Raw genomic sequence first — 22,306 nt, 5'->3', positions numbered from 1 at the left:
GCGGGCCGGCGCGTCGAAAACAGAAAGCGCTATTATCGCCGCGATGGCGTCAGCCGGGGACGTCGGCGTACGATTCCTGCGCCATCAAGTCGGCCAGTTGCTCCAGCATGGCGTGCATCCGCTCCACCACTTCGCGCGAGTGGCTCATGTCGATATCGGCGCGGCCCCGTTCCAGCTCTAGGCACAGTTCCCCGAAGCGCATCGCGCCGACCGCCCGCGCCGACGATTTGATGCGGTGCCCCAGTTCGGACAGGCGCACGGCGTCGGCCTGGGCCAGCGCGCCGTCGATTTCGAGCAAGCCATCGCGCGCCGAGTCGAGGAACATCCGCGCGTACTTGCGCATCTTGTCCTGGCGGTTGCTGAAGGTGCGGCCGAGGGCCGCGATGTCGAACATTTCGGCGTCGTGGTCGATGGCGTCCAGCGCCGGCGCCGCAGCCGATGCCGCGTCCTGTTCCGCCTCGGGCGGCGCCGCGACGGCCGGCGCCGGCGTTGTCGGCGTTGTCGGCGATGATGGCGATGGTGGCATTGATGGCATTGGTGGCATTGGTGGCATTGGCGGCGATGGTGGCGAGGTCGGCGAGGTCGGCGTTGGCGACGCGGACGCCGCCTGCCCGGCCGCCAGCACGCGGTTGGCCCAGGCGGCGCCGGCGCCGGCGCGCTGGTTCAGCCATTTCGCCAGCACGGTGAACAGCTGCTTGGGCGCGATCGGCTTGGTCACGAATTCGTCCATGCCGGCGTCGATGCAGCGCTGCTGGTCGTCGCGGCCGGCGTTGGCCGTCATCGCGATCACCAGCATGGCGGCCAGCGCCGGATCGGCGCGGATCAGGCGCGTGGTCTCGAAACCGTCCATCACCGGCATCTGCACGTCCATCAGCACGCAGTCGAAACGGCTGCGCAGCAGCAGGTCCATGGCCTCCTTGCCGTTGTTGGCGACGCAGACGGTGGCGCCGGCGTCCTCCAGCAATTCCTGGCCGACCTGCTGGCTGAAGATATTGTCCTCGACCAGCAGGATGGCGGCGCCGCGTATGCTGTTCAGTACATTCGGCTGCAAGGCGTCGTCGTCCTGCGCCGGCTGCGCGCCCTTGTTCAGGCGCGCCGTGAACCAGAAGGTGCTGCCTTCGCCGAGCCGGCTGTCGACGCCGACGCCGCCGCCCATCAACTCGGCCAGCTGCTTGCTGATGACCAGACCGAGGCCGGTGCCGCCATACTTGCGCGTGGTCGAGGTGTCGGCCTGCTGGAAGGACTGGAACAGGTTGGCCACTTCGACCGCGCTCATGCCGATGCCGCGGTCCTGCACCTCGAAGCGTACCAGCACGCTGGCGTCGCGGTCCTCCAGCGGCCGCACGCGGACGTGGACCTTGCCGTTCTCGGAAAACTTGATGGCGTTGCCGGTGAAGTTGAGCAGCACCTGCTCCAGCCGCAGCGGGTCGCCGCGCAACTGGAGCGGCAGGCCGGGCCAGATCTCGAACACCAGCTCCAGGCTTTTGAGGGCGGCGTCCTCGCCCAGCTGGCTGGCGATGTTGGCCAGCAGCGTGTCGAGCGTGAAGTCGAGCACCTCGAGGTCCATCTTGCCGGCCTCGATCTTGGAAAAGTCGAGGATGTCGTTGATGATGCCCAGCAGGTGCTGGCCCGAGTGGTATATCTTTTGCAGATAGTCGCGCTGCTTGGGGCTCGTCACCGTCTTCAGCGCCAGGTGCGCCATGCCGATGATGCTGTTCATCGGGGTGCGGATTTCGTGGCTCATGTTCGACAGGAAGTCGGTCTTGGCCTGGTTGGCGGCGTCGGCCTGCTGCTTGAGGCGCTGCAGTTCGGAGACGTCGGTGGCCAGCGCGATCACCGCCGTGACGGCGCCGTCGATCACCACCGGCACCTTGACGGTCCACAGGTGGCGCGCCACGCCGTCGCCGTCGACGTACTGGCTTTCGCTGGCGCGCTTGATGCCGTCGGCGAACAGCAGCTTGTCCTCGGCCCACGCGGCGTCGGCGGCGCGGGCCGACATCAGCTCGCGGTCGAACTTGCCCACCACCTGCGCGCGCGGCAGCCCGATCGACTCGGCCATCTGCGCGTTCGCATACAGGAAGCGCCGGTTCTGGCCCTTCATGTAAACCCGCGCGTCGATATTATTGAGCACCGTGTCGAGCAGCAGCCGCTGTTCGTCGGCGTGGCGGCGCGAGGCCACCAGCACAAAGATATAACCGTAGATCAGCAGCGTGCCGGCGCAGCCGGTCAACAGCGCCAGCCACGGGAAGTAGCGGTCGAAGGCGGTCAGCAGCTCGGTTTTGCGGACGCGGAAATCGGCCTTCCACAAGCTGCCGTTGAAATCGATGGGCAGCACCGCCTCGAAATACTCGCCCTGCTCGCCCGCCGGAATCGGCGTGGCCACCATCGAACCGTCGTCGTTGAACAGCAGGCTGTCGCTTTTGACGATGGTCAGGCGGCGCTGTTCGACGTCGTTGCTGTTGTCGGCGTACAGCAGCAGGTGGACGCGACGCTCGGCCATCTCGTCGAGCGCGCCCTGCACCAGCTTGGATACGCTGAAGGCGATGCCGACCGAGCCGAGATAGGCAGCGCGGCGGCTGGCGACGTCGGTCGGCACGGCGTCGCGCCGGTACACGGGCAGGCGCATGCCCAGGCCGATGTGCGGCGTCGGCATCTGTATCATGATCGGTTGGCCGGAGGCGCTGACCTGGCCGGTATCGCGCGACAGGTCCATGGCGCGGTCGACCTCGGGGCTGGCCGTCAGGTCGATGCCGAACCGTTCGAGGTGCTGCTCCATCGGCTCCAGATAGGTCAGCACGGCATAGTCGACGCGGCGGCCGGGCGGCTCGATGTCGAAGGCCGGATAGCCGTCCGGCTTCATGCTGCGGTCGCGCCGCATGGCGGCGACGAAGGCGTCGCGCTCGGCGTCGCTCACCGACTGCGCGTAGGTCACCGCGTCGATGGCGGGAAAATGCTGGACCACGTTGAGGGTGTCGACGTAATCGTGGAACTGCACCCGGCTCACATGATCGTTGGCGCGGAACAGCGCCACCAGGCCGCGCACCAGTTCCGAATACGATTTGACGCGGGCCGAGATGGCGTACTGGGTGCCGCGGGTCAGATTGTCGAAGCGCTGCTGGGCGTCATCCTCGACGGTCTTGCCGGCGGCCGCGAAGGCGGCCACGCCGATCGCCAGCGCCAGCGCCAGGCCGACGCTCCAGATCAGCGCCCGCGAGGTTTTTAGATTGGGTTTCCACTGGCGTAGATTGCGCATCGTCCGATACTTTTCAGGTCGTGGCGGGCGGCCGTTCGCTGGCGCCGGCGCAACAGGGATCGAAGAAAATTTGCATCACAGAAGCATACTATTAATTCCCATCCGCGAGTAATTTTAGCTAACAAATGTGGCGTACCGCGCCGCGCAAAAAACGCCGCGCTTCAGTGAGAGTATTGGAGAGAATGTGGGCCGCCGGCCGCCCCATCAATCGTGCGCTCCAGAAATAAATCCTACGATAAACTTTTTCACGCCAAGCCCGCGCTCCGCGCTTGCCTGACCGCCGCATCCGATTAAAATATCGGCGGTGGTGACAGGCGTCGAAATATGATGAGATATTTCTCCGCTTGACTAGCGGATAGGGCGGCGTATTGTTTGAAAACGTCATGGCGACGCTGACGATCGCCGGCAGCGCGTGTGCCCGCGCGTCGTCCCAACACCATCTACCCGCATTCCATATAGACCAACAAGGACTTCGTCGATGAACAACATGACCGACATGGCAGAACAACTGGACATCAAACTGCTGCTGGCGACCCTGATGGCGCTGAAAAAAGGCGATTTTTCGGCCCGCATGCCGTCCGACTGGACCGGCATGTCCGGCAAGATCGCCGACACCCTCAACGACATCATCGAGACCAAGGAAAAAATGGTCAAGGTGGTGACGGAAGTAAGCCGCGTGGTAGGCCGCGAAGGCCGTTTGACGCAGCGCGCCTCGGTGCCCAATATGGTGGGCGGCTGGGCCACCATCATCAGCTCCGTCAACACGCTGATCGACGACCTGGTGCGGCCGACGACGGAAATGGCGCGCGTCATCGGTGCCGTCGCCAAAGGCGATCTGTCGCAGACCATGGCGCTGGAAGTCGACGGCCACCCGCTCAAGGGCCAGTACCTGCGCGCCGCCACCACCGCCAACACCATGGTCGAACAGCTGTCGTCGTTCTCGTCCGAGGTCACGCGGGTGGCGCGCGAGGTCGGCACCGAGGGCAAGCTGGGCGGACAGGCCCAGGTGAAGGGCGTGGCCGGCACGTGGAAGGACTTGACCGACTCGGTCAACTCGATGGCGGGCAACCTGACGTCGCAGGTGCGTAACATCGCCGAGGTGACCACCGCCGTGGCCAACGGCGACTTGTCGAAGAAGATCACGGTCGACGTGCGCGGCGAGATTCTGCAGCTGAAGGACACCATCAACGTCATGGTGGACCAGCTGCGCTCCTTCGCCTCCGAGGTGACGCGGGTGGCGCGCGAGGTCGGCACCGAAGGTAAATTGGGCGGACAGGCCTATGTGCCGGGCGTGGGCGGCACCTGGAAGGACTTGACCGACAACGTGAACTTCATGGCGTCCAACCTGACGGGCCAGGTGCGTAATATCGCGGCGGTGACGACGGCGGTGGCCAACGGCGACTTGTCGAAGAAGATCACGGTCGACGTGAAAGGCGAAATCCTGGAACTGAAAAACACCATCAACGTGATGGTCGATCAATTATCCTCGTTTGCGTCGGAAGTGACGCGGGTGGCGCGCGAGGTCGGCACCGAGGGCAAGCTCGGTGGCCAGGCGCAGGTGAAGGGTGTGGCCGGCACGTGGAAGGACTTGACCGACTCGGTCAACTCGATGGCCGGCAACTTGACGGGCCAGGTGCGCAACATCGCCGACGTGACCACCGCCGTGGCGAACGGCGACTTGTCGAAGAAGATCACGGTCGACGTGAAGGGCGAAATTTTAGAGCTCAAAAACACCATCAACGTGATGGTCGACCAGCTGAACTCCTTCGCCTCCGAGGTGACGCGGGTGGCGCGCGAGGTCGGCACCGAGGGTAAGCTGGGCGGACAGGCCAACGTGCCCGGCGTGGCCGGCACCTGGAAGGACTTGACCGACGGCGTGAACTCGATGGCGGGCAACTTGACTGGCCAGGTGCGCAACATCGCCGACGTGACCACCGCCGTGGCCAACGGCGACCTGTCGAAAAAAATCACGGTCGACGTGAAGGGCGAGATTCTCGAACTGAAAAACACCATCAACGTGATGGTGGACCAGTTGTCCTCCTTCGCGTCCGAGGTGACGCGGGTGGCGCGCGAGGTCGGCACCGAAGGCAAATTGGGCGGACAGGCTTATGTGCCGGGCGTGGGCGGCACCTGGAAGGACTTGACCGACAACGTCAACTTCATGGCCTCGAACCTGACGGGCCAGGTGCGTAACATCGCGGCCGTGACCACCGCCGTGGCGCGCGGCGACCTGTCCAAAAAAATCACGGTCGACGTGAAGGGCGAGATTCTGGAACTGAAGGACACCATCAACGTGATGGTCGACCAGCTGTCCTCGTTCGCGTCGGAAGTGACGCGGGTGGCGCGCGAGGTCGGCACTGAGGGTAAGCTGGGTGGCCAGGCCAATGTGTCCGGCGTGGCCGGCACGTGGAAGGATTTGACCGAGAACGTCAACCAGCTGGCGGCGAATCTGACCAACCAGGTGCGGGCGATCGCGGAGGTGGCGACGGCGGTGACGCGCGGCGACTTGTCGCGCTCGATCCAGGTCGAGGCGCGCGGCGAGGTGTCCTACCTGAAGGACAACATCAACGAAATGATCCGCAACCTGAAGGACACGACGCTGAAAAACGCGCAGCAGGATTGGCTGAAAACGAACTTGGCGCGCTTCACCCGGCTGTTGCAGGGCCAGCGCGATTTGCAGGCGGTGACGAAGCTGATCCTGTCCGAGCTGGCGCCGCTGGTGTCGGCCCACCACGGCGTGTTCTATATGATGGACTCGCAGGAGTCCGACGCGCGCCTGCGCATGATCGCCAGCTACGGCTACCGCTCCAGCCGCAAGCTGCCGACCTCCTTCCTGCCGGGCGAAGGCCTGGTCGGCCAGTGCGCGCTGGAGAAGGTCCGCATCTGGCTGACCGACGTGCCGCGCGATTACATCGTCGTCTCGTCCGGCCTGGGCGCGGCGCCGCCGACCAACATCGTGGTGCTGCCGATTTTGTTCGAGCAGCAGGTCAAGGCGGTGATCGAGATCGCGTCGCTGGACCGCTTCACCGAAACCCACCTCTCCTTCCTCGACCAGTTGATGGAATCGATCGGCGTGGTCCTCAACACCATCGAGGCGAACAGCCGCACCGAGTCGCTGCTGACGCAATCGCAGTCGCTGGCGCAGGAACTGCAACAGACCAACCTGGAGCTGGCCGAAAAAGCGCGCCTGCTGTCCGAGCAAAACATCGAGGTCGAACGCAAGAACCGCGAAGTGGAACAGGCCAAGCTGGCGCTGGAGGAAAAAGCCACCCAGCTGGCGCTGTCGTCCAAATACAAATCCGAATTCCTGGCCAATATGTCGCACGAGCTGCGCACGCCCCTGAATTCGCTGCTGATCCTGGCGCAGCAACTGAGCGACAACCCGGAGGGCAACCTGTCGGGCAAGCAGGTGGAATTCGCCAAGACCATCCACGGCTCCGGCTCCGACCTGCTGACGCTGATTAACGATATTCTCGACCTGTCGAAGATCGAATCGGGCACCGTCACGCTGGACGTCTCCGAATACCGCTTCCAGAATCTGCGCAACTACGTCGACCGCACCTTCCGCCACATGGCCGAGGCCAAGCACCTCGGCTTCTCGGTCGACCTGTCCGACACGCTGCCGACGGCGATGATGACCGACACCACGCGCTTGCAGCAGGTGCTGAAAAACCTGCTGTCGAACGCCTTCAAGTTCACCAACCACGGCCAGGTCTCGCTGGCCATCAGCCTCGTGTCCAGTGGCTTCAACGCCGACCACCCCAACCTGCCGCACGCCGACGCGGTGCTGTCCTTCGCCGTCAGCGACACCGGCGTCGGCATCGCGTCCGACAAGCTGCAACTGATCTTCGAGGCCTTCCAGCAGGCCGACGGTTCGACCGCCCGCAAGTACGGCGGCACCGGCCTCGGTCTGTCGATCTCGCGCGAGCTGGCGCGTTTGCTGGGCGGCGAGATCCGCGTCGAAAGTGTGGTCGGCAGCGGCTCCACCTTCATCCTGTTCCTGCCATACAACCGCGCCGGCTTCGTCAACTACGACCTGGGACGCCAGCCGCAGGCGCGCCTGCCGTCGCAGCCGACCCAGGTGGTCTACTCGGCGCCGCACCATGCCGTCTATGAAAGCGCCGGCGTGACGCAGGCGGCGCCGCAGGCCGAGACCGAGCAGGCCGAATACGGCACGCTGGACGACCGCGGCCTGGTGGCGCAGGGCGATCCGTCGGTGCTCATCATCGAGGACGACGAACGCTTCGGCAAGATCGTGCTCGACTTCGCGCGCGAACGCGATTTCAAGGGCATCCTCACGCAACGTGGCGACTCCGCCCTGAGCCTGGCGCGCGACTACCTGCCGTCGGCCATCCTGCTCGACCTCGACCTGCCCGACATCGACGGCTTCACGGTGCTGGACCGCCTGAAACGCGATCCGAGCACGCGCCACATTCCGGTCCACGTGATGTCCAGTTTGCGCGAGCGCGAACGCGCGCTGCGCCAGGGCGCTATCTCCTACATCAGCAAGCCGGTGAGCCGCGACGTGCTGCAGGAGGAATTCAGCCGCATCCAGAAATTCCTCCTCGGCGGCAAACGCAGCCTGCTGGTGGTGGACGACGAAGCGACCCAGCGCGACGCCATCGTGGCCCTGATCGGCGACGCCGACCTGCGCATCGTCGCCGTCGCCACCGGCGAGGCGGCCCTGTCGGCGCTGCGCGAAACCCATTTCGACTGCATGGTGCTGGACCTGACGCTGCCCGACATCAGCGGCTTCGACCTGCTCGACATCATCGGCAAGGACAGCTCGCTGCGCTATCTGCCCATCGTCATCAACACCGCCAAGGAACTCAATCGCAAGGAAGTGACGAAACTGAAGCGCTACGCCAAGACCATCGTCATCAAGGATGCGCGCTCGCCGGAGCGGCTGCTCGACGAGACGGCGCTGTTCCTGCACCGCTCGCAGGCCAGCCTGCCGGAGCTGCAACGGCGCATGCTCGAAGAAATCCACGCCGCCGACGGCGGACTGGCCGGCCGCAAGGTGCTGATCGTCGACGACGACCTGCGCAACATCTTCGCGCTGTCGTCGCTGCTCGAACGCCAGCAGATGCAGGTCTCGTTCGCCGAAAACGGCCGCGACGGCATCGAGGTGCTCGAGCGCGATCCGACCATTGAGATCGTCCTGATGGACATCATGATGCCGGAGATGGACGGCTACGACACCATGCGCGCGATCCGGCGCATCCCCAAGTTCAAGTCGCTGCCCATCATCACGCTGACGGCCAAGGCGATGAAGGGCGACCGCGATAAATGCATCGCCGCCGGCGCCTCCGACTACATCACCAAGCCGGTCGACGTGGCGCAGCTGCTGTCGCTGATGCGGGTCTGGCTGCACTGATGGCGGCCCGGATGGAAACCCAGGCCGCCGGTTTTTCAACGCGGCCGATGGCGGCGGCGGACAGCGCGACGGCCCGGCCGGAAGTCGAGGAACTGGAACTCGAACTGCTGCTCGAAGCGCTGCTGCAGCGCTTCGGCTTCGACTTTCGCGGCCATGAGCGCAGCGCGCTGAAACGCAAGCTGCGCGGCGCGATGGCGCGGCGCGGCCTGCGCACCCTCTCGTCCTTGCAGGACAGCGTGCTGCATGACGACGGCGCCGCCGGCGCCCTGCTGCGGGCGCTGCACGTGCCGGCGGCGACCCTGTTCGACGACGCCCAGGAATCGATGCAGCTGCGCGCCCTGCTCGGCCCCGCCCTGCACGCGTCGGCGCTGCCGCGCGTGTGGCTGGCCGATTGCGCCGGCGCGGAACAGGCGTGGACGCTGGCGATCCTGCTGCACGAACAGGGCCTGCTAGCGCGCACCGAAATTTATGCGACCGTGGCCAGCGACGAACTGCTGGCCGAGGCGCAGCAGGCGTCGCTGCCGCCGGAACGCCTGGCGGCGGCGCAACTGGCCTATGCGCGCGGCGGCGGCAGCGGCACGCTGGCCGATTATTTTCAGGCCGGCCCGGCGGACGACGCGGCGGACGGCCAGCGCACCGGCCCGATGCCGCTGCCGCAGCTGCGCGACCGCATCACATGGGCGCAATACAATCTCGTGACGGACGCCTCGTTCAACGAATTCCAGCTGATCGTGTGCCGCCGCGCCCTGCAAGATTTCGGACCGCTGCTGCGCCAGCGTGTGCGCCAGCTGTTCCAAGCCAGCCTGGCCCCGTTCGGCGTGCTGGGACTAGACCGTCCGCTCGACGCCAACGACGGCCTGGCCGCGCACTATCAGCCGCTGCTGCCCGGCCAGCCCTGGTACAAGCGCACCGGCTAACGGGCACGGCGCGCTTTTCAGCCAGCTGAAATTATCGGCCATGCATGCGGCGATTGCCTCAGTTGGCGGCCCACCAGTCCCCTGGGACATCTGCTTGTTAAAATTTTGCTTAAAAAGCAAATTCCAGCTGTATTTCCCGTGGAGGATGATGCAAACTGAGCGCCAGCCGGCGCATGCTCGCGCGATTGGCCTATTCCCACCAACCGGAGTAATTGATGGCCAACAATGAAACGCGATTTCCAAATGCCTTGGCCCATATCGGCACTATCGACCAGGGATTGAGGAACAATGTGGCCCTCTTGACCCGAAATTGGACCGAGGCCGAAAAACAGCGCCTGTCGCTCAGTGGAAAGGGAGCGTTCAGCAGGGGGACCGAAGCTGAGCACGTTGCTCTTCGCGCTCTGTTACTTTGCACGTTGTGCTACTTTCGAGCGCCGCAAGCTGCCATGGATATGGTATCCGAGGAGGAGCTGGCAAGCATTTGCGCCGATCTGCTCGGGAGCCCGCTAGCCCTCATCGATAACGAAATTCGTCTCTTTATCAAACGGCCCAATGCGATAAAGGGCGACCTCGCAACAGTGGCACAGGCCATGCAAAATCCCGTCGCACAAGTTCCTGCTCCCAAGCGAAAGCGCACGGATGCCACACTCGGGGTATCCCCCACTTGCTACAACGCCGTCGCTTCCTGGCTTTTCGCTGCGGGGTTTGTATCGAGACGCAGGCTGGCGCGGGAGGGGTCTAAGCTGACCAGTACAACCGTTTGGTCGCATCTGGGGTCGGGTGCGCTCATGACGAGACCTTATTGGAATACCATTCCGCGCGGTCACATTTTTTCTGTGCATAAAAATGGCGATGAACAGACCTGCCATTGGGGTATTTCATTAGGCGAGGGACGGGCTACAGCTTGCAGAAATCCCCATGGAGCAGTAGCCCGCCTTGCGGATGGCAGCATAGATAGAGAAGCGCCTGTAAATGGCAAGCCGGGAATACCAAGATTCATCGAGATGAATTTTGATTCGGGCGATGCGAATTGCGGCATATTCGATATGGTTGGGCTGTGCAATATTTTGTCGATGTCGCCGGGTTACATGTTGGCGTTACCATCAGTTGACGGGCAAGAACAACAATACGGTAATAATCCGCTGGGTAATATCGTTGTGCGACATATCGATCCAGAACAGCAATTAAGGTTTTACTAGCTTAGAAAAGCGGTGTGGACGATATGGGTACTTCGCGGCTAGCCGCCGTAGTCGCCGCAGGAAGGCGCGCGCCACGATGGGCGGCCCAGGATCGAGCTGGTTGACGCGGTAGGACGGCAATCTTGAATTGCCTCTCCTTCAGTTCCGCCGCCCAACGTTTTTATCGGCGTTATTTGCAGTCGATTTTGATGTCGTTCTGCCCGACGTATTTGCCTTGCCGGGTTGTGATAATGCAGACATCGGTAGCATCAGGCAATTGACGCGCCAAAGTCATTTGGTCCGACTCACCATACTTACACGCGAGCCATTTACCATTAGGGAAGTTGCCGTCAATTTTGTAAGTATCCACTATTGATGTCTTGGTCCTGCGCTCCGAGTCTTGTATAAGTTCACCAAGCATTTCGGGTGGCGTGCTCATAGGCGCTGCCGCATGCAGGTACAGCGGCGCGCCGACAAAGATTTTCCAGCCAGACGGCATGTCCGTAAAATGTACCGACTTCTCTGGAATAGATGAAGGGCACTCAAGGTCTGGAGGGATGGCTTGCGATATGGCCGGGGCGGTGAGCATGAGCACCGCCGCACCAAGCGCTAATCGGCGAGGGAAATTGCCTGCGACCTGGCGTCGTATGGACATTATTCGATTACGAAGAATGCATCTGCATTATTGCTAGGGCGTTTGAACTTCCCATTTTTTTCTTTTCCCAAAGACATCAGCAACCGTACAGAAATTTTTGTTTTCCCTGCTTGTTTCCACTGGTCGGCGACAAAAATACCGTTAGGACCCTGGCGGATATACAGCGCGGCATGATTACCGTGACTATGGCTGGCGTAACGCCCATTTTCAAAAGTGGCGATAGCCGTGCCTTCCCTTAAAGTTTTATTGCCGACTACCGCCTCGCCCTGACGCCAGTGCGGGGTCGTTGGAGCCCCTGCCTATTCCTGGACCAGCGCGACGCATTGACGGGTGCCCACCACTGCTTGCCCCTTAAGCGCTGCCGCTTTTGGATAAACGTGAGACATTTCAAGCCTCCATCGAATGGGACTGGGAATTTCTTAATTTACAGAGGCGAAAAAATAGCTTTTTGTACGAGGACAAACCTTCTTCTTTGGACGCTCAACTCGTTGAGGAATATCAAACGGGTGCTAATGCACGCTGCGCGCCGGTTCGCGTGCATTGCCATTATTAGAAGACAACACGGCCACGGAGTGTGTATGATGGCGGCGGCCGCCCATCCTGGACGTCGCTTTCATCCCTCCGTATAAATAAAGACTACACTTCATGCACATGACCAGCACCGTCGCGCCGCCCCTGCCCGTCACGCGATCAGGCACATTCTTCGGCGAACCGCGCGCGCTCGGCTACCTGGCGTTCACCGAGGCATGGGAGCGGTTTTCCTATTACGGCATGACCGCCATGCTCGTGCTGTACATGAGCGAATCGCTGTTCCTGCCCGGCCACGTGGAACACATCGCCGGATTCGCCACATGGCGCGCCGGCCTGGAGTCGATCTTCGGGCCGATGAGCACACTGGCGCTCGCCTCCCAGATGTATGGCATCTACACCGCGTTGGTCTATTTCACGCCGGTGCTGGGCGGTTATATCGCGGACCGCTGGCTCAGCCGCCGCTCGGCGGTGACGATAGGCGCCCTGTCGATGAGCGCCGGCCATATCGCGATGGCTTTCGATGCCTCCTTCCTGCTGGCTCTGGCCCTGTTGATCGTCGGCTGCGGCCTCTTGAAGGGTAACATTTCCACCCAGGTCGGCACGCTCTATGCGCCGGACGACGGGCCGGGACGCACGCGCGGATTTTCCATCTTCTCGATCGGCATCAACGTGGGCGCCGTGGCCGGTCCGCTGGTGTGCGGCCTGCTGGCACAACTTTTCGGATGGCACGCCGGCTTCGGCATGGCCGGCGTCTTGATGCTGCTCGGCCTGGCGACCTACCTGATGGGCTACCGCGAGCTGACCGATAGCATCGTCGCGGCGCACCCCGCCGACGTGCCGCAGGCGCCGCTCGACCGCGCGCAATGGCGCATCATCATCAGCCTGTTTGCCGTGATGGCGCTGACCATCTTCCAATCGATCGCCTATTATCAGAATTCAAACATCGCACTGATCTGGACCGAGAGCGGTGTCGACCTCGACCTGCTCGGCTTTCATGTGCCCGTGGTCTGGTTCAACTCCATCGACTCGCTGATCAGCATCATCGCCGTCCCCTTTTTGCTGGCCCTGTGGCGCCGCCAGGCGCGGGGCAGCGGCGAGCCGGGAGAAGTCGCCAAGATCGGCATCGGCGCATGGATCGCCTGCGCCGCCAACCTGCTGCTGGTGATCGGCTGCGCCACGACCGAGCGCGTGCCGGTGCTGGTGCCGGTCGCCTACGATGTGTTGCTGGGCGTGGCCTTTCTATATTACTGGCCCACCCTGCTCGCGCTGGTATCGCGCGCCGCCCCGCCACGCGTGCGCTCCATCCTGATGGGCACCGTGTTCCTGAGCCTGTTCATTGCCAATTTCATGGTCGGCTGGCTAGGCAGCCTGTACGAGCGTTTCAGCCCGCTGGAATTCTGGGCCATGCATGCGGCGATTGCGGCGACGGGGGGCGTTCTCGCGCTGGTTTTCGGACGGCGGCTTGAGCGAGCGCTGGCGACGGCGGGCAATCCGGCGCCGGTCGCTTAGATGGGCGTGGCGCCGGTTGCCGGGGCCACGATTTTGCCAGCGTGCGATGTGGCGCGAGGCTTCGCCCGCAGATAAAAAACGTCGCGTCCTTCGACCCGCTCCTGCGTCCAACCCTGCGCGGCATAGAATCGATCGGCCCTCGTGTCCATGCCGGTGCTCAATCGCACCAGCTCTCGGCCTTGCCCAAAAAGCCAGGCCGTGGCCAGGTCGAGCAACTGCTTGGCCAGCCCTTGCCCTTCGTATTTTTGCGCCAAGAACAGCGCCCAGATCGACGAATCTGTCTGGTTCGCATAACAGAATCCCGCGATAGTTCCGTCCACTTCCGCCACCCAGCCGCGCCCCAGCAAGTCCAGATAATCTTCATACATTTTCTGGGTAATGCGACTCGGATCGGAACCACATTCTCGCTCACGCTCAATCGAATCGTGGACATCGCGGGAATGTCATCAACCGTCGCCCGCCGAAAACCGCTTGATTGCATTGTTATCGCTTCCATTTTTAATGATGTCGAATCGGGCCGGCCTATCATTCGCTCGCCAGCCCGCCAAAATAATGGGCCAGCAGTTCCTTGACCGCGCCCCGCTCGCGCAGCGCGTTGGCGGCCTTGATCAACGCGGCGTTGATGGCCGGCTCCTGCACCTTGCGCGACAGGTACAGCCAGACATCGGGCTGGCTCAGTAACAGGGTCGCCCCCAGTTTTTCACGCGGCACGTTCATGGTGCGCAGCACGTAAAACATCGCGCCGCGAAAGCCGATGGCCGCTTCGTAGCGTCCTTCCAGCAGCATGCGCATGGTCTGTTCCAGGCTGCTCGTCTCATGCTTGATGATGCCGGCGTCGGCGATGGCCGCCTCCACATATTCGGCGCCGCGTATCTGCCCCACCATCTTGCCGCGCAAATCGGCCAGGCTGTGAAAGCGCGTGCCGGCGCGGCCGACGACGACGACGTCGCCTTTGAAGAACGTCGCCAACGGCGTGGCCACCTGCTCCAGCCGCGAATTGGATATCGTAATCATGATGTCGGCCAGGCCGCTCGACATCATCGCCAGCGCGCGCTGATACGGCGCCACGCTGCTGGTGATGACGATGCCGCTTTCGCGCGACACGCTGTCGGCCAGGTCCACCGCGAGGCCGCTGGCGAGGCCCGCTTTATCGAGCTGGCCGAACGGCTCTATGCCCAGGGCGACCATGCGCAGCGGGCGTTCCCGCGTGCCCAGTTGCGGACCGGCGGACGCGCCGGTTTGCGCCGCCGCCACGCCGTTCGACGCCAGCGCGGCGGCGCCCAGCGCCGTCATCAAGCGACGCCGCCGCCATCCGCTCCAGTCGTCGCCGGGCATGTCGGTCAGCTCATTTCAGGCCGGCCGACGCGCTGGGCCGGTCGGCCATGCGGTCGCGCCAGGCCTGCAAATGCGGCATGCCTTCGGCGCCGGGCCGGAACTTCATCAGCCCGCGCCCGAATTCCAGCGCGCAGAAGGCCGTGATGTCGGCGATGGTGAAGCGCGCGCCGGCGACATAGGCTTGCGTGGCCAGCGTTTGATCGAGCCAGCGCGCCGTTTCGCGCATCCGCTCGCCCTGCACCGCGCCAAATTCGGCGAACTGCGGCTGTTCCAGCTTGGCCAGGCCGGGATGCGTGTGGCGCACGCAGTTGGCGATGCCGAGCAGCAGATGCAGTTCGACGCGGCGGTCGGCCATTTCGATGAAGGCGCGTTCGTCGTAGCCTTCGCCCATCAGGTTAGTCTCTGGATGCGCGCCTTCGAGCCAGCTGCAAATGGCGCGCGTTTCGCACAGCACGCGGCCGTCGGCCAGTTCCAGCGCCGGCACGCGCGCCAGCGGATTCTTGGCCCGGTAGGCCGCGCTTTTATGTTCGTCGGCGCCGATGTCGATTTGCACGCACTCGATGCCGGCTATGCCTTTTTCGGCGATGAACATTTCAACCCGGCGCGGGTTCGGCGCGCGGGCGGTGGTGTACAGCTTCATGCTTCAACTCCTGGTGGTAAGTCGGGCGACGGGCCCGAGGAGGATGTTCCGGTCTCTGGTATTTTGCACGCATCGGCCGCAAATTGCTGCGTTTTTTCGTCGCCGGCGCGGTCGCAGCGCAGCGCCAACGCCGCCACCATCATCATAGCGCCGTTCGCGCCCGCCCCGGCGATGGCGTGGCGTATCGCCATGCTTGCCTCATTGACAAGCCATCGCTTTGGTTTTACATTCGCCGGGCCTCACCGCATCCCACCGCCGCTCCACCACAATGCCGCGCCGCCCGGCTACGCGCTGTAAGCACCGGAAAAAAGGCAAAAAAAACCAGTCGCTTCTTGCGAGGCGGCTGGTCAGAAACGCTCGTGAGCGTAGGGATGACTGTTTCCGGCGGCGATGGTGCCGCCTGGAGGGAATTTGTGCCGGTCTAATCGTCCGGCAACCTGGCGCGCAATTGGAATTGCGCGGTACAGGTGCTACTGTGCCAGCAATCGCCGGCGCCAGGCTTAGGACTTGATTAAGGAGTGGCATTTGCGGGCGTCGGACGACTTTCTGCGCCGGCGGCCGGGGAATTGGTGCCGATGTCAAGGCCATCGGCCAGCCTGCTGAGTCGCGCTTCGTGAATCCCGTGCCAGCTTGGACCCGGTGTCAGCTGAAGCGCGCTGGTGCCAGCGAGACGCATCATAAGCGTTGAATATGACGGCCCCATGACGTTCGCCGCCAACGGAATCGTGTTACCGTTCCGCAGCGGCCGCGCGCCACCGCAACCGCAACCGCCCGACTGGATCATCGATGACATCGACCGTGACACCTTCTCGCCGCGCCACCCGTGTGCGCGTCGCCGCCCCGCCGCTGGCGCCATGTGCCGCGCTGCTCATGATGCTGATCGCGCTGGCCGGCTGCGCTTCGCCGCCGCCGGCCGGCACCGCTTCGCCATCAACATCGGCGGCGGCATCGGCAGCGGCGGTGGCGGCGACGGCCTTCGACGACAGCGATTACCGGCAGGCGCGCGCCCAGGGCCAGCAGGTGCTGCGCATCGATCCGCAACGCTCGCTGATCGCCATCAACGTGCGGCGCGGCGGCACGCTGGCGCGCTTCGGCCACGACCACGTGGTGGCCGCGCGCGCCATCGAGGGCCGGGTGGCGCCGCAGCGCCAGCGCGCCGACTTCCAGTTCCGGCTCGATCAGATGACGGTCGACGAAGCGGCGCTGCGCACCGAGGCCGGCTTCGACACCCAGCCCTCGGCCGACGCCGTCGACGGCACCCGCACCAATATGCTCACGCGCGTGCTCGACGCCGAGCACTATCCGCTGGTGAAGGTCCATGCCGAAGGCGGCGGCGATGGCGCGCTGACGGTGTCGATCACGCTGCACGGCGTCACGCGCACGCAGACGATGGCGGTGCGGATGGAGCGGCGCGACGGCGCGCTGACGGTCAGCGGCAGCGTCAATCTGAAGCAGACCGATTTCGCACTGGTGCCATTCGCCGTGATGGGCGGCGCGCTGGCGGTGCAAGACCAGATGGAGCTGCGCTTCCGCCTCGTCGCGGCGGAATAAAAAAACCCGCGGCATTGCGGCCGCGGGCGAACGTTCTCAAATCGGGAGAGATCTGAAGGAATGCGGCCAGTGTGCCCGCGCCGCATGACGCCATGATGACAAACGCGCGCTTTTCGCCGCTCCCCCCGCTACACCGGCATGACACATGCGCCGACGGGGAAATCATGACAGCAGCCGACACTATCATCACTTTGGAACTGGGCCACTACCGCCTGCGCGAGCAGATCGCCGGCTCGGCCTACGGCGTCGTATGGCGCGCCAGCGGGCCGCGCAACACGCGCGACGTCGCGCTCAAGCTCATCAACCAGGAGCAGATGGCGCGCGCCCTGCCGCCGCAGCGCGAACGCTGGATCGCCAGCGCCGCCAACGAAATCGCGTTTCTGCAATCGCTGGAACCGTGGGACGAGCGCCACATCGTGCGCCTGCTCGACAGCGGCTGGCACGACGGCCTGCCGGTGCTGGCGCTGGAGCTGATGGCGACGGACCTGGGCAAGCACGTCGCCGCCGTCGGGGCGCGCGGCGACCGGCTCCCCTTCCCCCACATCCTCGACTGGATAGGGCAAATCAATCAGGCGCTGGCCAAGGTACACCAGTACGGCTGGCGCTATCTGGACCTGAAACCGGCCAACCTGCTGTTCGACGCCCAGCTCAACACCGTCAAGCTGGCCGATTTCGGCACCAACCGGCTGCTCGGCGAGGTCCACGCGCATTCCTACGCCGGCACCGCCAACTGGCAGGCGCCGGAACAATTCTTCGGCGCCGCCGACGGTTACCAGACCGGCGCGCGCAGCGATTATTTTTCGCTCGGCGCCATCTTTTACTTCCTCGTCACCGGCGGCCAGCCGCTGCGCTTTTGCAACGACTGCGGCGCGGCCTACCGCGAGCACCACACCGGCGGCGCCGCCATCCTGAGGCAGGCCAACAACGGCGCCATCCCGGCCTCGCTGCACGCCGATGAGGAGGCGCGCTTCGTCGAGCGCATCGCCGCCACCGACCCGCAAGCCTGCGACGCCGCGCTTGCGCTGCTGCGCGCCCTGCTCGACACCGACCCGGCGCGCCGGCCCTGCCACGCGATCCAGATCAGCCGCATGCTCGCCAGCGCCTGCGATGCGCTCGACCGCCGCCACGGCAGCCTGCCGGAACTGGTGCGCGGCATCGGCCGCCCGACCGCCGGCAACGGCTGGAATCAACTCCGGGGACGATGATGATGAACCTCGCCTTCCGCCTGCCGCCCCGCTACGCATTCCGCGCCCCGCACAGCGCGCCCACTTCCGCGCTGTACGATATTTTGCGGTCGGTGTACGGTGCGGCGCGGCGCTATTCCGCGCCGACCATCACCGCCATCGTGCTCGCGCTGCTGTGCGCCTTGCAGGCATGGACCTTGTGGCGCGCGCCGGCCGCGTGGTTCCCGTCGCTGATAACGATACAGCTGAAGGCCGGCGAGACGCTGGTGCTCGGCCAGCGCGAACTGGCCGCGCCGCAGGCCGACAAGGCCCACCTGGCCCTGCGCCGCGACGCGGACGGCGCCTGGATGTTGCGCAACCTGAGCGCTGCCAAGCAGGTGGTGCTGCAATATGCGGCCGGCGAGCAGCGCATGGGCAGCGTCACGCTGGCGGCTGGGCAGCGTTTTTTGGTCGAGAACAAATCGTTCGATATCGAATCATCGAGCGCGTATGAAATCAGCTTCACGCAACAGGGCCGGCACTGGCGCTACGACGGCGCGACCCTGTACCGCGACGGCCACGCCCAAGGTGGCTGCGCCGACGCCCACCTGTCGGCGCGCGCGCTGGCGCTGTGGAACCGCGCCGTGCCGCGCGCGCTGACGGTGCCGCACGCGCTGTCCTTCGGCGGCAACGTGTATTGCGACAACCGGCTCGGCCTCGAAGGCGTCACGCCCGGTTCGGCCTACCTGGCGCGCAACGACGGCGCGCTGCGGCTGTCGGCCGGCAGTCCCGATGGCGACCGCGCCGCGCTGACGCTGCAAACCGGCGCAGGTTCCAACGCCAGCTCCGTGGACCTGCGCCAGCAAGAGCTGCCGCTGGCCGGCGTGAGCGCGATCATCGTCGGCCACACCCGCTTCCAGCTCGACGACCAGGGCGGCCATCTGACGCTGGCGCCCAGCCGCCACCTGGCCTTGTTCAACGTGGCGCAACAGAAGCTGCCGCCGCAAATCGGCTGGCAATGGCAGCAGCGCGCGCTGTGGAGCGGCGCGCACGGCGGCGCGATCTGGCCCGCGCTGGCCGTGGCCATGCTGCTGATATTGAGCTCCACGGCGAGCGGCCCGCGCTGGCAGGCGAGCGCCGCGCTGGCGTCGTCGACGCTGATGCTGGGCGCCGGCCTCGCCGCGCTGATGCTGCAACGGGCCGGCCATCCGCCCAGCGCCGCCTGCTCGATGGCGCTGGCCGCCGGCGCCGCGTATCTGTGGCTGCTGCTGCCGGGACGCTGGTCGCCGATCGCCGCCGCCGCCGTCGTGCTGCTGGCCACCGGCCTGCTGCTGCAACTGGAACTGGGACTGGGCGTGAACGAATCGTCGTGGCTCAACTACTTCCAGAAAAGCGCGGCGCTGCTGGCGCTCGGCGTCGGCGCCGGCGGCTGCTGGCGGCTGTGGGCGCGGCGCTACCGCGCCCACCTCGGCCAGCGCGGCATCGAATGGCTGCTGGCGCTGTTCGCGGCGGTGGCGCTGGGCGCGATGGCGGCCGAGGTATTGTGGGGCGATGAAACCGGCGTCTTCGATTTGCAGCCGGTGGAACTGGCCAAGCTGGCGCTGACGGCGCTGACGGCGCACGCGCTGGCGCTGCGATTCAGCTGGCACGCGCCGCAGACCGGAGCGGCCGGCATGGGCGCGCGCTGGCTGCGGCTGATCGCGCCGGCGCTGCTGTTCCTCGCGCTGCTGGGCCTCGCGCTGGTGCAGGTCGACGATTTTTCGCCGCTCATTTTGCTGCTGGTGTGGAGCACGGCGATGGCCTTCGCCTACGCCATCGCGGCGCGCAACCGGGTGCTGGCCGCCAGCCTGGCCGCGCTGGTGCTGGCGGCGGTGGCCGGCGTGGTCTACATGCGCTGCGTCGGCACCGACGACCTGATTAAATGGGGCTTCTATGCCGACCGTTTCCTGGTCTGGCTGGACCCGGCCGAACATCCGCACACCGGCCAGCAGCTGCTGCTGGGCGCGCGCGCCATCACCGACGGCGGCTGGTGGGGCAGCGACCACCTGCTCGGCTTCAGCACCCTGGGGCTGTCGGCCGGCGGCGCCATGCGCATCCCGGCGGTGCAGGACGATTTCGCCGCCGCCTTCTTCCTGAACCGGCATGGCCTGGTCGGCGCCCTGCTGCTGTGGGCCGTGCAGGCCGCGTTCGTGGCCGCCATCGCCCAGCTGGCGGCGCGCGCCTACAGCGCCAGCGCGGCCGCGCGCGACTTCCGCCAGGCCCGCTCCGGGCGCTTCGCCTACTTCATGCTGTGCGGCGGCGCCGCCTTCGTGCTCGGCCACTTCTTGCTGTCGTGGGGGACCAACCTCGCCATCTTCCCCATCATGGGCCAGCCGATGAGTTTCTTGTCGGCCGGCGGCAGCCACCTGCTGTTTTTCCTGTGCCCCCTGCTAGCCTTTTGTGCCATCAGCGCCCAATCTTTAGAGGAGAATGAACCATGCCGATCTACGTCCAACACGAAGTCCTAGGGCGGATTCCCGATGTCTTCAACGCCGAGGCGATCTGGCAGGCGCCGGGGCTGGCGCTGATTTCGCGCCGCCCGCTGCTGCGCGACCTGCTCGAACGCAGCCCGCGCGAGCACAAGGGCCGCGCCGCCACGCGCTGCTTCTCGCATGTGACGCTGATGCTGCCGCAGGAAGAGGTCGACGACGACTATCACCTCACGCGCGGCGCCAAGGCGCGCGACCTGGCGCAGACGCTGACGGCGCTGCATCAAAAGGATTTCGGCGACCTGCTCGGCGCCGACCAGGTGCGCTACGACGTCGTCGGCACCGAGGCGCTGGCGCCGGGCCAGATCGAAGTCAAGTTCGGCCACGCCGTCTATCTGCCGGCGGCCGACGAAAAAATCCTCTACAACGTCAGCGTTTCGCGCGACAGCGCGATCTGGCAGCCGGTCTGCCTCATCTATCCGAACCAGCGCCTGGCGCTGGTCGGCGGCGACCCGGCCAACGCCAGCTTCGTGGCCCAGGCCTGGCCGTTCGGCGCCGAAGGCGCGGTCCTGATTATCAACGACGGCCCGGACGCGCCGCCCATCGTCCAGATGCGGCCCAAGGAATTCTTCGACTGCCGCTACGATGCGCGCGGCGGCTACTACACCATCAAGTCGACCCGCGGCGGCATTGATGAACTGGGCGGCAGCCCGCGCCTGCTGCTGAAGGTGACGCGCGTCGGCCCGCCGCCGCAGGCGATGCGGTCGGCCACGCCGATCGCGCTGTCGGCGCGGCAGCCGGCGGTCGCCGGCGCGGCCATGCCCGCCATGCCGGCGATGGCGCCGACCTTGGCCGCAACGGTTCCGGCGATGGCCGCCGCCAAGCCGGCCGTGTGGCAAAGCCGCTCCGGCGCGGCCGCCGCCGACCATCGGCCGCATCAGCCGCGCGGCAAAACGCGCCATCAGCGCCAGCACGGCGCCATCGATCAGACGGCGGTCCCGATCAGCCACCAGCCGAGCAATCAGGCCGGCGAAAGCGACGCCACCTACGCGCCGATCTCGCAGCAGCGCGTCAGCCTGGTGGCGCTGGCGCTGCCGCGCCTGAGCCGCTACCGCGACACCGGCGCCGCCGCGCTGGAACTGCCGTTCAACAGCGCGCTGGCGCTGTGCGCCGACGGCGACGCCGACCAGGCCATCCGCTTCACCGTCAACGCCGCCGATGAACTGTACGCCAGCACCGCCGCCGGCCGCCAGCGCATCACGGCGCCGGCCAGCTTCGCGCCGGTCGACGCCCGCGCCATCGCGCTGCTGGCCGTGCCGGCGGCGATGGCCGAACGCTACTGCGCCACACTGTGCCTGGCGCAGCCGGTGGCGGTGGCCGTCGCCAGCGGCGCGCGCTTCACCTTCGGCCGCAGCTCGGCGATGCTGGCCGCGCTGCGCGTGCTCGATTCGCCGCGCTTCCTGCAACCCGGCGCCCACCTCGCCGCCGATGCCGGCGCCGCCAGCGCCGACCGCATCGGCCTGTCGCGCAAAGCCTTTAGTTTCGAGGCGTCGCCGCAGGGTTTCAAGATCGGCCGCCTGGCCGCGACGCAGGCGCTGTACCACCTCGACGAGCGCATGGAATTCGTCGCCGCCATCGGCGAAGCCGGCGCCGACGCGCCCTATCTGCTGCCGGCCGGGCATCATCTGGTGGCGGGCCACTACGTGCTGCGCTTCGACGCGTGAACGCG

The 22,306-nt window shown here is 65.4% G+C and carries 14 protein-coding genes and 1 pseudogene; 8 read left to right on the top strand and 7 right to left on the bottom strand.

What is annotated here, in order from left to right:
• Nucleotides 1–49: 49 nt before the first annotated feature.
• A complete protein-coding gene (locus Q0S71_RS19035; protein ID WP_295999396.1) occupies nt 50–3,253 on the bottom strand; it encodes a CHASE domain-containing protein in 3,204 nt (1,067 codons plus the stop codon).
• Nucleotides 3,254–3,731: 478 nt separating this feature from the next.
• Between Q0S71_RS19035 and Q0S71_RS19030 the strand changes: the two genes are divergently transcribed.
• From Q0S71_RS19030 to Q0S71_RS19020, 3 genes are all read left to right on the top strand, one after another.
• Nucleotides 3,732–8,630 carry a HAMP domain-containing protein gene (locus tag Q0S71_RS19030; protein ID WP_295999393.1) on the top strand — a complete coding sequence of 1,633 codons (4,899 nt, stop codon included), beginning with the start codon at nt 3,732–3,734 and terminating at the stop codon, nt 8,628–8,630.
• A gap of 11 nt (nt 8,631–8,641) precedes the next feature.
• The gene (locus tag Q0S71_RS19025) at nt 8,642–9,547 is read left to right on the top strand and encodes a CheR family methyltransferase (protein WP_295999390.1); all 906 of its coding nucleotides are present in this window, start codon (nt 8,642–8,644) and stop codon (nt 9,545–9,547) included.
• A 215-nt stretch (nt 9,548–9,762) separates the two neighbouring features.
• The gene (locus Q0S71_RS19020) at nt 9,763–10,746 is read left to right on the top strand and encodes a hypothetical protein (protein WP_295999388.1); all 984 of its coding nucleotides are present in this window, start codon (nt 9,763–9,765) and stop codon (nt 10,744–10,746) included.
• Between the two features lie 169 nt (nt 10,747–10,915).
• On the opposite strand, the gene Q0S71_RS19015 is transcribed toward Q0S71_RS19020, so the two are convergent.
• Complete coding sequence (locus tag Q0S71_RS19015; RefSeq protein ID WP_367185319.1) at nt 10,916–11,380, bottom strand: STY0301 family protein; 465 nt, start codon at nt 11,378–11,380, stop codon at nt 10,916–10,918.
• A pseudogene (locus Q0S71_RS19010) lies at nt 11,380–11,664 on the bottom strand (BPSL0067 family protein); the annotation flags it as partial. The gene Q0S71_RS19015 and the pseudogene Q0S71_RS19010, both read right to left, overlap by 1 nt.
• A gap of 361 nt (nt 11,665–12,025) precedes the next feature.
• Here Q0S71_RS19010 and Q0S71_RS19005 point away from each other — a divergent pair.
• On the top strand, nt 12,026–13,420 hold the full coding sequence (locus Q0S71_RS19005) for a peptide MFS transporter (RefSeq protein WP_295999382.1): 1,395 nt from the start codon (nt 12,026–12,028) through the stop codon (nt 13,418–13,420).
• On the opposite strand, the gene Q0S71_RS19000 is transcribed toward Q0S71_RS19005, so the two are convergent.
• The 4 genes from Q0S71_RS19000 to Q0S71_RS18985 form a co-directional block, all read right to left on the bottom strand.
• Nucleotides 13,417–13,788 carry a GNAT family N-acetyltransferase gene (locus Q0S71_RS19000; protein WP_295999380.1) on the bottom strand — a complete coding sequence of 124 codons (372 nt, stop codon included), beginning with the start codon at nt 13,786–13,788 and terminating at the stop codon, nt 13,417–13,419. The two genes, Q0S71_RS19005 and Q0S71_RS19000, sit on opposite strands and share 4 nt — an antisense overlap.
• A gap of 157 nt (nt 13,789–13,945) precedes the next feature.
• A complete protein-coding gene (locus Q0S71_RS18995) occupies nt 13,946–14,755 on the bottom strand; it encodes an ABC transporter substrate-binding protein (protein WP_295999378.1) in 810 nt (269 codons plus the stop codon).
• A gap of 10 nt (nt 14,756–14,765) precedes the next feature.
• Nucleotides 14,766–15,395 (bottom strand): glutathione S-transferase family protein, encoded by a 630-nt coding sequence (locus Q0S71_RS18990; protein WP_295999375.1) that lies wholly within the window; start codon nt 15,393–15,395, stop codon nt 14,766–14,768.
• Nucleotides 15,392–15,586 (bottom strand): hypothetical protein, encoded by a 195-nt coding sequence (locus Q0S71_RS18985; protein ID WP_295999372.1) that lies wholly within the window; start codon nt 15,584–15,586, stop codon nt 15,392–15,394. The genes Q0S71_RS18990 and Q0S71_RS18985 overlap by 4 nt, the downstream gene beginning before the upstream one ends.
• Before the next feature lie 607 nt (nt 15,587–16,193).
• Between Q0S71_RS18985 and Q0S71_RS18980 the strand changes: the two genes are divergently transcribed.
• The 4 genes from Q0S71_RS18980 to Q0S71_RS18965 all read left to right on the top strand — a co-directional run bounded on the left by Q0S71_RS18980 (nt 16,194) and on the right by Q0S71_RS18965 (nt 22,301).
• The gene (locus Q0S71_RS18980; protein ID WP_295999369.1) at nt 16,194–16,946 is read left to right on the top strand and encodes a YceI family protein; all 753 of its coding nucleotides are present in this window, start codon (nt 16,194–16,196) and stop codon (nt 16,944–16,946) included.
• Nucleotides 16,947–17,110: 164 nt separating this feature from the next.
• Entirely contained in the window at nt 17,111–18,151 is a 1,041-nt protein-coding gene (locus Q0S71_RS18975; RefSeq protein ID WP_295999367.1) for a serine/threonine-protein kinase, read from the top strand.
• Nucleotides 18,148–20,616 (top strand): FtsW/RodA/SpoVE family cell cycle protein, encoded by a 2,469-nt coding sequence (locus Q0S71_RS18970; protein WP_295999364.1) that lies wholly within the window; start codon nt 18,148–18,150, stop codon nt 20,614–20,616. The genes Q0S71_RS18975 and Q0S71_RS18970 overlap by 4 nt, the downstream gene beginning before the upstream one ends.
• Nucleotides 20,586–22,301, top strand: coding sequence for a hypothetical protein (locus tag Q0S71_RS18965; RefSeq protein ID WP_295999361.1), 1,716 nt, complete (start codon nt 20,586–20,588; stop codon nt 22,299–22,301). The genes Q0S71_RS18970 and Q0S71_RS18965 overlap by 31 nt, the downstream gene beginning before the upstream one ends.
• The last annotated feature ends 5 nt before the right edge of the window (nt 22,302–22,306 follow it).

The organism is Rugamonas sp. (assembly GCF_025354735.1).
Classification (GTDB): Bacteria; Pseudomonadota; Gammaproteobacteria; order Burkholderiales; family Burkholderiaceae_D; genus Rugamonas.
The sequence above is the reverse complement of the archived record's forward strand: the minus strand, read 5'-3'. Positions and strand labels throughout refer to the sequence as shown.